This is a genomic window from Lawsonibacter sp. (genome assembly GCF_022777125.1).
In the GTDB taxonomy this organism is placed as follows: domain Bacteria; phylum Bacillota; class Clostridia; order Oscillospirales; family Oscillospiraceae; genus Lawsonibacter_A; species Lawsonibacter_A hominis.
This window is the reverse complement of sequence record NZ_JALFGV010000123.1, coordinates 1-10,443: the sequence shown is the minus strand read 5'-3', so window position 1 is coordinate 10,443 and position 10,443 is coordinate 1. Positions and strand designations below refer to the sequence as shown.

General features: G+C 61.3%; 8 protein-coding genes. 5 read left to right on the top strand and 3 right to left on the bottom strand.

Features of this window, described 5'->3' with window-relative positions; genetic code table 11:
• Nucleotides 1-304: 304 nt before the first annotated feature.
• Both spo0A and spoIVB read right to left on the bottom strand, forming a co-directional pair.
• Nucleotides 305-1,081, bottom strand: a complete 777-nt coding sequence (gene spo0A / locus MR825_RS10235; RefSeq protein WP_256175979.1) for a sporulation transcription factor Spo0A — start codon at nucleotides 1,079-1,081, stop codon at nucleotides 305-307.
• A 253-nt stretch (nucleotides 1,082-1,334) separates the two neighbouring features.
• Nucleotides 1,335-2,384 carry a SpoIVB peptidase gene (spoIVB, locus tag MR825_RS10230; RefSeq protein WP_256175980.1) on the bottom strand — a complete coding sequence of 350 codons (1,050 nt, stop codon included), beginning with the start codon at nucleotides 2,382-2,384 and terminating at the stop codon, nucleotides 1,335-1,337.
• Nucleotides 2,385-2,859: 475 nt separating this feature from the next.
• Between spoIVB and MR825_RS10225 the strand changes: the two genes are divergently transcribed.
• Nucleotides 2,860-4,161 carry a PocR ligand-binding domain-containing protein gene (locus MR825_RS10225; protein WP_287880600.1) on the top strand — a complete coding sequence of 434 codons (1,302 nt, stop codon included), beginning with the start codon at nucleotides 2,860-2,862 and terminating at the stop codon, nucleotides 4,159-4,161.
• 33 nt (nucleotides 4,162-4,194) lie between these two features.
• Complete coding sequence (locus MR825_RS10220) at nucleotides 4,195-4,827, top strand: corrinoid protein (RefSeq protein WP_186908459.1); 633 nt, start codon at nucleotides 4,195-4,197, stop codon at nucleotides 4,825-4,827.
• Between the two features lie 111 nt (nucleotides 4,828-4,938).
• On the opposite strand, the gene MR825_RS10215 is transcribed toward MR825_RS10220, so the two are convergent.
• The gene (locus tag MR825_RS10215; protein ID WP_287880597.1) at nucleotides 4,939-6,117 is read right to left on the bottom strand and encodes a 5-bromo-4-chloroindolyl phosphate hydrolysis family protein; all 1,179 of its coding nucleotides are present in this window, start codon (nucleotides 6,115-6,117) and stop codon (nucleotides 4,939-4,941) included.
• Between the two features lie 550 nt (nucleotides 6,118-6,667).
• Here MR825_RS10215 and MR825_RS10210 point away from each other — a divergent pair.
• From MR825_RS10210 to MR825_RS10200, 3 genes are all read left to right on the top strand, one after another.
• Nucleotides 6,668-8,545, top strand: coding sequence for a VanW family protein (locus MR825_RS10210; protein ID WP_287880595.1), 1,878 nt, complete (start codon nucleotides 6,668-6,670; stop codon nucleotides 8,543-8,545).
• A gap of 38 nt (nucleotides 8,546-8,583) precedes the next feature.
• Entirely contained in the window at nucleotides 8,584-9,282 is a 699-nt protein-coding gene (locus MR825_RS10205; RefSeq protein WP_256175981.1) for a DUF2461 domain-containing protein, read from the top strand.
• Nucleotides 9,283-9,357: 75 nt separating this feature from the next.
• Entirely contained in the window at nucleotides 9,358-10,125 is a 768-nt protein-coding gene (locus MR825_RS10200; protein WP_256175982.1) for a polysaccharide deacetylase family protein, read from the top strand.
• Nucleotides 10,126-10,443 lie beyond the last annotated feature (318 nt).

The window sequence follows — 10,443 nt, the reverse complement described above, 5'->3', positions numbered from 1 at the left end:
CTTCTGTTTTTCCTGCTCCATGGGAAACACCGCCATTCGCCCTTGTTATAAACAAGTATATACCCGAATCATCCAAATTGCAATTATCAAGTTCGCGGAAGCCGCGCGCTCTTCCTGACCGGCTGTGCGTTCGGATAAAGCACCCCCGGTCGATCCGATGATCCATCCAATCAACCGGGGGCGCTTATCGCTCTGCGCAGAAGGTCTGTTGTATTCCATCGGGATCCTCATTCCCGCTTTTGGAGTGTTTTCCGCCCCCGCCTTCCTCCCCCTATCCGCCTGCGGCGCAACGGCTCGGCGCGTTTCATTTCTCCTTTCGCTGAAGCTGGAGGCGGTCGGCGATCATGGCGATGAATTCCGAATTGGTGGGCTTTCCTTTTGCGTTTGAGACGGTATAGCCGAAATATTTTTGCAGCGTCTCCAGGTCGCCCCGGTCCCAGGCCACTTCGATGGCATGCCGGATCGCCCGCTCGACCCGGCTGGCCGTAGTGCCGAAGCGCTTGGCCACCTCGGGGTAGAGTATCTTGGTAACGGCGTTGATGACTTCCATGTCTGCCACCGCGATCAGGATGGCTTCCCTTAGGTACTGATATCCCTTGATATGCGCGGGTACGCCGATCTCATGGATGATAGCGGTGACGGTGCTTTCCAGGCTCACTTCACGCGATCCGTTTCGGGCGCTCTCGCCCTCTCCGTCCCCCTGAAAGGACCCGGCGGCCATCTGGCGGATGCGCTCGATGACGGTGGAGAGCTTGCAGGGCTTCATCATATAGTAATCCGCCCCGCAGCTTGCCGCCAGTTCAGCCATGTTGCCCCGGGCAAAGCTGGAGAGCACCAGCACCCGCGGCCTGGGCGACTGTCCCGCCAGCGCCTGCAGTACTTCCAGGCCGTCCATACGAGAGAGCACCAGGTCCATTACCATCACGTCGGGCTGCTGTTCCCGCGCCAGACGGACGGCCTCCTGCCCGTCCCCCGTCTCGCCGATCAATACAATATCGTCCTCCTCTGCCAGCGCTCCTGCAAAAAGATGACGGAACTCCTCGCTGGCATCGGCCAGTAATACGCTCTTTCGATTTTCCATATTGACTTCCTTTCCACTGGTTTCTCTCCAATTCCGTTTTCTGCCTGGCCACGGCGGTTTACCGGTCGCCTATAATTTACCATATTCAGACAGCAAACGCAAGTATTATTATGGAATTTTTTGGATATTCCGCGCGACTTCATTCGACACAAACGCCGCTTCTTTTTGCCGTGTTTCCACGATCCGACTCCTTTCGCCCCGCTTGGATTCAAAAGAAGCAGGAAGCCGCGCCGGCGGCCCCCTGCTTTGCGGTTTATGCCATTTCCAGCATCCGTTCCATCAGGATGCCGTAGCCACGGGTAGGATCATTGACCAGCACATGGGTCACCGCTCCCACCACTTTCCCATCCTGAAGCACCGGAGAACCGGACATTCCCTGTACGATTCCGCCAGTGGCCGCCAGCAGTACGGGATCGGTGACTTTGATCATCAGGTCGCGGGTATCTTCGCTCCCCGCCGGATATACCCGCATGATCTCCACCCCATACTCCTCCACCGTGTCTCCCGCAATATTGGTGAGGATGCTCGCCTTACCGGTGTGGACCTGCTGACGGGACGCCACTTCCATGGCCGTGTGTCCGGCGGTCAGGCTTTTGTCGGTCAGGGTTCCGAACACGCCGCCCGCCGTGTTGGCACTCAGCGTCCCCAGGTCCCGATCCACCTGAAACGCGCCGTGGAGTTCGCCCGGGGCGCCGCTCTCCCCCTTTTTCACATCGGTAACCTCAGAATACATGATGTTCCCCGATTGCAGCGGCATCAGCAGCGCGGTATCCACGTCGTTGATCCCGTGCCCCAGGGCGCCGAACACGCCGGTGCCGGGGTCATAATACGTCATGGTGCCGATCCCCGCCATGGAGTCCCGGATCCAGGCTCCAAGCTTATACTGTCCGTCCGCACTGCACTGCACCGCCTGGGCGGTCACCTGGAGCTGTTTTCCGTCCCGGCTGGCCCGGATACTCATTTTTTCACCGCCGACCTGCTGCAGAACGCTTTGGACCTCTTCGATGGTGTCCACTTCCGCGCTGTTGATATGCGTGATGATGTCCCCCTCCCGCAGACCGCATTCACGGGCGGGGGCGCTGCTGCCTCCGGCAGCCGCCACCTCGGAAAAGCCCACCACCATCACGCCGTCGGAAAACAGCTTGATCCCCACCGTGCGCCCCATGGGGATCACCCTGCGCCCTTCCGTGTCGTGCTGTGCCGCCTGGGCCGTGGATGCCAGCACGAATGACGCCATCACCGCGATCACCAGCAGCATCCGCACCGCCACAGCCCAGAGCCGTGTCGTTTGTTCCTCCTTCATTCGATCACCCCTGCCATTTTCAGTCAAACCCGCGCATTTTTATCTGTGTTGGAGTCACGGACAAGTTCTCCGCATGCACTCTCGTCCTGCCGGCAATGCGGACGCAGATTTTGTCCGACGTGTTTAATATGACCCGCCTCCAGACAAAAACACGGCCGGTCCGCTGGGAATGAAACGCACCTTTGGCTTGGAAGCGTCTTCCAGAAGCGGCGGCGGCGGCACTCCCGCTTTTATGCTTCCGCTTTTTGGAAGGGCGCCGTCTTTTCCCTATTTTCCAAACCTGAAAAATTTGTTATAATAGCTTTAAAGACGCCTCGCCCGGCAGGATCGTCCAACGGAATGCCGGCCCCGCCCGCTGGCGGCCTTGCCTTGATCGGGGCTCCTTTTTCCGCAAACCAAAGCCATTCTGCCGGTGGATACAGGGCATACGCGCAGCGGCCGCGCAAACATTGTTGGTATACGGGAGGGATCACCTATGGATCTGAGCCATTTGCAGGACACCGCGTTCGATCTGAACGCCGCCAGAGAGATCGCGGAGTCCTTTACCCAGGCCTGCGGTGCAAACTGCCAGCTGCTCGATCACGATGGTCAGGTGCTCTACCGCGGCCGCCTCTGCGGCGACAGCTGCGCCTTTTGCCGCAGGATCGCTCAACTCACCGGGCAGACCTCCCACTGCGAGAAGGTCCATCTCTACGGCGCCTATCAGGCGGAGCGCTTCGGCGGACGCTACATCTACTTCTGCCCCAGCGGCATGGCCTATTTCGCCGCTCCCATCATCATCGGCGGCCGGGCGGCGGGCAGCTTGGTGGGCGGGCCGGTGCTCATTATGGACATCGACGATTATCTGGCCGGCAGTCCTCCCGGCATGCGGGACGTACCTGCGGAGCTGCTGGAGGAATTCCGCCCCGTCCTGGAGTCCTTTCCCCGGATCGAACCCGCCCGCCTGTCCCACCTTTCCAACCTGTTGTTCGCCCTGTCGGTCTACATCAGCGACAGCAGCTGCACCCTGCTGCTCAACCGGGAACGGGACCAGCAGCAGCAGGTGCTGAGCGAACACATCCAGCAGCTCAAGCTGGACGGCGCCCCCACCGTCTACCCCATCGAAAAGGAGCGGGAGCTGGTCCACGCCATCCGCGAGGGGGACCAGACCGCCGCCCGGCGGCTGCTCAACGAGATCCTGGGGCACATCCTTTTTTCGACGGGCGGGGAGTTTACCGTGATGCGGGCCCGGGCTCTGGAGTTGATGGTAGTGCTCTCCCGGGCCGCCGCCGAGGGCGGTGTGGACATCGAGCAGGTCTTCGGTCTCAACTACCGCTACCTGGCGGAGATCAGCCACCTCCGCTCCACCGACGATCTGATCTTCTGGCTCACCCGCATCATGGAACGGTTTGCCGACCTGGTCTTCAATCTGGTGGATATCAAGCACAAGGATATCATTTACAAAGCCATCGACTTTATGAAAAAGCGGTATCAATCAAAAGTTACCCTGGAGGATACCGCGCTATACGTGGGCCTTTCTCCCTCCTATTTCAGCAAAGTCTTTAAAGAAGAGATGGGCTGCACCTTCAATCATTACCTCAATGAGCTGCGCATCAACAAGAGCAAATCTCTTTTGCTCTCCGGCAACGCCACGCTGGTTGAGATCTGCTCCCAGTCCGGATTTGAGGATCAAAGCTATTTTACCAAAGTCTTTAAAAAACGTACCGGGGTCACACCGGGGAAATTTCGGGAACGCCGGGGCCGTCTGGAGCCGGACAAGGAGCGCAGCGCAGACTGAACCGGCGGGGATTCGAAAGGAATGGGAACTACGATGAGCATTGTGTGCCAAATCTCGGAAGCCATGCAGAAGGGCCGGGCCAAGCTGGTCAAGGAATTGATTTCCGCCGCCCTGGAGGAAGGCGTCTCTCCCAAGGCTATTCTGGAGGACGGATTGCTCGCCGGCATGAACATCGTCGGCGCCAAATTTAAAAAGAACGAGGTTTTCGTACCTGAGGTGCTGATCGCCGCCCGGGCCATGAACGCGGGCACCGCGATGCTCAAGCCCTATCTGACCGCATCCGGGGCGGAGCCGCTGGGCAAGGCCTGTCTGGGCACGGTCAAGGGCGACCTGCACGATATCGGCAAGAACCTGGTGCGCATGATGCTGGAGGGCAAGGGGATCGAAGTCATCGACCTGGGCGTGGACGTCCCTCCCGACCAGTTTGTACAGGCGGCCATCGACAATGATTGCTCCATCATTGCCTGCTCCGCCCTGCTGACCACCACTATGCCCGTCATGGGCGAGGTGGTGGAGCGGGCCAAGGCCGCCGGGATCCGGGACAAGGTGAAAATCATGGTGGGCGGCGCGCCTGTCACCGACCAGTTTGCCCGGACCATCGGCGCCGACGCCTATACGCGGGACGCCGCCTCCGCCGCCGATGTGGCCGCCGGATTTTTGGCCTGACCGGGATCTTCTGGGAATGGTCCTAATACCCACTGCAGAAAAAGCGGCCGTGCGCAGGACGTTTCCTGCGCACGGCCGCTTCCGATTCCCGAAAATACAATGCAAGCCCGTTCAGCCGCCCAAGGTCAGGCCCTGCCCGCCTGAAAGTCCGTCCTTTTCCAGCATCCGCTCCAGGACCTCCACATCGGTGGTAATATCCATGGCATCGTTCTGGAAGAGTTTGTCAAGCTGCTTTTCAAACCCCTCCACCACCTTATCCATCATTCCCTCGATCCGCTTTTTGGCCGAGCGGATGTTCTCCCCCTCAATCCCCTGGGCCTCCATCTGCGCATAGGCGTTGAGGATCTTCAGCGTGGTGGGCAGGTAATACCCCAAAAAGCTCCGAAGCTGCCCCGCCTTGCCCGGGTTCTGCTTCTGGTAGGCGAATATTTTTCCGGTGATCTCGCCGATGCGGTCGATCTTGCGGCTCATCTCCTCATCCGCAATGGCGTCGTTGACCCTGCGGATCTCCCCCAGCACCGCGTCGTCGTCATTGATGTCGAGCGTATCCTTCTCCTCTGCAGCCTCCTCCGGCTGGGCGGCGGGCTCCTCCTCCCGCAGGCCCTCGTCGTTAAGGATCAGGCGGCCGCTGCTCATGTCCAGATAGCCGGTAGACAGGATGCCGGTATCCAGCATCTCCTGCAGATCGTCACAGGCCTTGTGGACCGAAATGGGCATTGCCTGGGCCAGGGTGGTGATGGAGATGCTCTCCCTCCGGCCGATGAGGGCCAGATACTTCCGGAACCGCTTTGCCTTTTTGGTGCGCTGGGTTCCGGCATAGAGCATACCCAATCCGCCGCAGAAGAAACCGATTACTGGGGACAGATAGGCAAATGCGGCGATCCCGTCCTCCAGCAGCACCGGCGGCAGAGCGGAGATGAGCGCAATGCCGAAAATGGCGCTCACCACGGCCCCGCCGATGGTCAGTCCCTTGCCCCGATCCAGATTCACCGGCTTGCCTTGGCGGGCGGAGCCGTAATGAGCGCTTCTGCCCCCCGCGGGCGGCGTCTGCCGGCGTGTGCTGCCGGTACCCGGCATTCCCTGGGTGCCCGGCGCCGGCGCGCCGCTCTCCCGCTGGATGTCATAGGGATGACGCGGCTGGCGGCGGCCGCGGGACGCGCCGGTCAGTTTGCGGAACAGCATGATCAGTCCCACCGGCCACACGGGACTGACCAGCAGGATAATAGTGACGATCCAGGAGATCAGATCCCCCGCGTCGGTACCGTTTTTGTCGTCTCGATAGTCTGCCATGAATGCGGCCCCTCCTGTTTCCGCGGGCCACCGGCCCGCCGCTTGGAACAAATGTATTGTATCACATCAGTGTTAAAGTTTCGATGGATAAGTTCTTTAAAAAAGATAAAAGATGAATGATATCCGCAACGGAATCCGAACGCCCGGTTCTTCCGCCATAAAAGGGCGGCCGGCAAGACGGGCCCGGCGGACACACGGCCGGGCGGAGACCGAAGCCCGCCGCCGTTTGGACCCTGTATTCCCGTATGGTTTCCCGCCCGGCCTATTTATCATACCGCGAAAGCCCGCCGGTGTAAAGGGCTTTCATGTAACCGTTCTGTAATTGCATTTCCGGACAAAAGGCCCTATAATAGTGTCTATTAAACAAGCCGCGGTTTGAATGTATGGCAGCACTCGGCCCTCCTGCGCCGGTTGCTGCGTGCGGTGAACCCACCGCACGCTGAAGGGCGCCCGGGCGCATGGCATTTCCGTGCTTTTTGCGTGGTTTCCTATGCACGGGAACAGGAACCGTATTCTTGCATCCGGAGAGGGATGCTTTGGAGTGATAGCAATGGATCATCAGGGGGGAAAGCGCGTCATCAAAGGCGACCGGAAACCCCGGGGCGCAAAGGCCGCCCTCATCGTCATTCTCGTACTGGCGGCGGTGCTGATCGCCGGATATGTGGGGCTTTGCGCTTATGTGGATCGAGCCGGCACCTTTTTGCCCAACACCGCCATCGCCGGTGTGGATGTGGGCGGTATGACACAGGCGGAGGCTTCCTCCGCTCTGGCCGGGCAGCTTCCCGGCCGCCTGTCGCAGCTGTCCGCCTCCTTTCTCTGCGGCGGCGCGGAGTACGCCGTTTCCGGCGCTGAATTCAGCTTTGATGAGGCACGCGCGGCACAGCAGGCCATCGCCGACCAGCACGGCAGCTTTTTTCTGGGCGGCTGGCACTATCTGTCCGCCCTGCTGGGCCGGGCGGAGTATCCCGTACCGCTGTCTCTGGACGAAACGCCCCGGGCGGTAGCGCAGGCGATTGAGGACTGCACCGACCCCGAGGCGCAGACCACCTGGGAACAGACCGACCGCAGTTTGGTCTTTCGCAAGGGGGTCACCGGGCGCACCGTGGACGTGGCCGCGCTGCTGGACGCATTGGTAGAGCGCTTTGACCATCTGCTGCTGGATGACGAGCCTGCTTCTTACGCCCCCATCGAGGCCCAGATCACCACCGCGCCCCCGGCCGAGCCCGACCTGCAGGCCGTTTACGACGAGCTGTCCGTCGAGGCGGCGGACGCCTACCTGGATCCGGATACCAAGGAGATCGTGGCGTCGGTGACCGGGGTCCGCTTTGATGTGGAGGAAGCCGCCGCCGCGCTGGCGGATACCCCCGAGGGCGGCACCTGCACCGTCCCCCTGCAGCTGGAGGAACCGGAGCTGACCACGAAAGAATTTCAGGAAAAGCTCTTTGCCGACGTGCTGGGCACCTCCACCACAAAATGCGCCGGGCCCTCCACGCGCTGGTACAACATCGATCTGGCGGCCGGCCGGGTCAACGGCACCATTCTCCTCCCTGGGGAGGAGTTCTCCTACAACGCGCTGGCCGGCCCCTACACCGAGGCCGGCGGCTACAAGAAAGCGGGCGCCTACGTGGGCGGCAAGAACATCGACACGACCGCCGGCGGTATCTGCCAGCTCTCCTCCACGCTCTACTGGACCACCCTGAAGGCCAACCTGCAGATCGTGGAGCGCAACAAGCACAAGTACAACAGCGGCTATATGCCCGTGGTGGGTACCGACGCCACCGTGTTCAGCGATTCTCTGGATTTTCGCTTTCAAAACGATACCGACTTCCCGCTCAAGATCGAGTGCTATCAGGACGACAGCCACCGGCTCCATGTGACCCTCTACGGCACCGATACCACCGGCGTCCACGGGGAGCCTTACAGCGTCACGCTGAGCACCGTGGCCTATCAGAACACCTATAAGCCGGACGCCTCCAAGGTGCCCGTGGGCGGCGCGCCCGTGCGGGATGAAGAGTACGCCCGCTACAACGGCATCACCGTAGAGGTCTATCAGAAACTGGTCGACAAGAACGGCAATACGGTAGACACGATCTTCCTCCACAAGGACGCCTATTCCGTTTCCAATCCGGTCTATTATTACAATCCCGCCGACGCGGAGCGTCTGGGCATCGACCCCGCCACCGGCCTGATGACGCTCACCCCGGTCACGCCTGCGCCGTCGGTCACGCCCGCGCCGCAGACGAGCGCCACCCCCGCGGTCACTCCGCCGGCGGAGATCACTCCCATTCCCCAGACGTCGCCCACGCCGGAGCCCTCCGCCGCCCCGACGCCGGAAGCCACCACCCCCGTCAGCGGGCCGGGCATGGAACCGGAGGACACGTCCTCCCCCGCGCCGGAGCCTCCCGCCGCATCCCCCGTGACCGAATGACCGCCCGCCCCCCGCCTCGGCGGGGGGCGGCGTACCTTATGAGGAAAGAAGGACCCGCCATGTTTCAAGGCTTTTCGGAACAGACCGTAGATTTTATGTGGGGCATCCGTTTCAACAATGAAAAGAGCTGGTTCGAGCAGCACAAGGAACTATACAAGAGCTGTTTTTACGATCCCATGCGTGCGCTGGCCGACGAGGTGTACGAGCGTTTTCTGGACCGGCACGGCGAGCTGGACCTGATACGCCGGGTCTCCCGCATCTATCGGGACGCCCGCAGGCTCCACGGCCGGGGCCCTTATAAGGATCGGCTGTGGTGGAGCATGGAACGTCCCTCCGACAACTGGAGCGGAGAGCCGGTGTTTTGGTTCGAGCTGGAGCCGGAAGGCTACTCCTATGGCATGGGCTTCTGGATGGCGCCCGCCGTGACCATGGCCAAGTTCCGCGCCCGGATGGATCGGGACCCCAAGCCCATGGAACAGCTGGCCCGTGCGTTCCGCCGGCAGGACCGCTTCGTTTTGGACGGAGTGGATTACAAGCGCCCCAAAGGGGAAGCCGCCAAACTGCTCGCTCCCTGGTACAATAAAAAGAGCTTCAGTCTGGGGTATGAGGGCCCTCACGACGCGCTGCTCTGGTCCCACGATCTGGCGGACCAGCTGCTGGAAGGCTATGAATTTTTGCTGCCTTATTATCAATATATGATGGACGTGATCGCCGACCCGGATCCGCGCGAACAATAACAAAATTTACAGCGAGACTCTTCTGCCCCACCGCGCATACTAAGTCCGATGGATTTGGAAAGGCGGCGGGCGGATATGAACAAGTTTGGACGGCAGCAGAAGGGGTACGTATTGGCCCTCGCCCTTCTGCTGCTCTCTGTTTTGACGGCGGCGGGGCTGCGGACGGGACATCCTGCGGCGGTGGAGGCGGACGCGGGTCTTGCGGGCGACACGGAGGAATCCCCTTCTGTCCAGACCGGGCAAAAGCTCATCGCCCTGACCTTCGACGACGGGCCGCGCCGCTCTACCACCACCCGTCTGCTGGACGGCCTGGCGGAGCGCGGAGTGAACGCCACGTTCTTCCTCATCGGCGCCCAGGTGGAGGAAAACCAGGACGTGGTGCGGCGCATGGACGAGGAAGGCCATCAGATCGGCCTGCACACCTATGACCATGTGAGGCTCACCGACCTGAACCGGACGGATTTCAACGCCCAGGTGGAAAAATCCCGCGCCCTGCTCAAGCAGGTGCTGGGACACAACGATTTTTTGCTGCGTCCTCCCTATGGAATGCTGGATGAAAGCGTTAAGGCCTGGGCGGGCTGTCCCATCATCCTCTGGTCCATCGACCCGGAGGATTGGAAGGACATGAACACCGAGCGCGAGGTGAAGCTGATTGTCTCAGAGGCGCAGGACGGGGCCATCATCCTCATGCATGACATCTTTCCCGAGTCGGTGGACGCCGCTCTCCAGGTGGTGGATCAGCTCCACGCCCAGGGCTATCTCTTCTGCACCGTAGACGAACTTTTTGCCGCCCGGGGCATTGCTCTGGAATCCGGGGAAATGTACTGGAATGCCTATCCATGAAACCAGGCCCCCGCGCGCCCTCTCCGGGACGCACGGGGGCCAAACCGCCGGAAAAAACCTGCAGAAAGAACGCTGCGCAGAATTCCCCCGCCCGCAGGCGGCGGAACAAAATAAAGATCCGTCCTTTTCCAAAACGCAGGGTGAATGGCCCCGCAGGGGCAAGGGAGGGGCCCCTGGGGGATGCGCCTGGAAAAGGACACTCAGGACGGGCAGGGCGTGGGGCGTGGGCCGGGGCGGGCCGGGCGAGTTTGGGGCATGAGGGCCAACCGGCCCGAAATGCCCCGTGTTTGAAGCCCGGAACGCCCCGGCGCATGCCCC

Coding starts and splice junctions, on each gene's coding strand:
- spo0A (WP_256175979.1), bottom strand. CDS start 1,081: ATGGAAAATCGAAAGAGCGTATTACTGGCCGATGCCAGCGAGGAGTTC.
- spoIVB (WP_256175980.1), bottom strand. CDS start 2,384: ATGAAGGAGGAACAAACGACACGGCTCTGGGCTGTGGCGGTGCGGATG.
- MR825_RS10225 (WP_287880600.1), top strand. CDS start 2,860: ATGGATCTGAGCCATTTGCAGGACACCGCGTTCGATCTGAACGCCGCC.
- MR825_RS10220 (WP_186908459.1), top strand. CDS start 4,195: ATGAGCATTGTGTGCCAAATCTCGGAAGCCATGCAGAAGGGCCGGGCC.
- MR825_RS10215 (WP_287880597.1), bottom strand. CDS start 6,117: ATGGCAGACTATCGAGACGACAAAAACGGTACCGACGCGGGGGATCTG.
- MR825_RS10210 (WP_287880595.1), top strand. CDS start 6,668: ATGGATCATCAGGGGGGAAAGCGCGTCATCAAAGGCGACCGGAAACCC.
- MR825_RS10205 (WP_256175981.1), top strand. CDS start 8,584: ATGAGGAAAGAAGGACCCGCCATGTTTCAAGGCTTTTCGGAACAGACC.
- MR825_RS10200 (WP_256175982.1), top strand. CDS start 9,358: ATGAACAAGTTTGGACGGCAGCAGAAGGGGTACGTATTGGCCCTCGCC.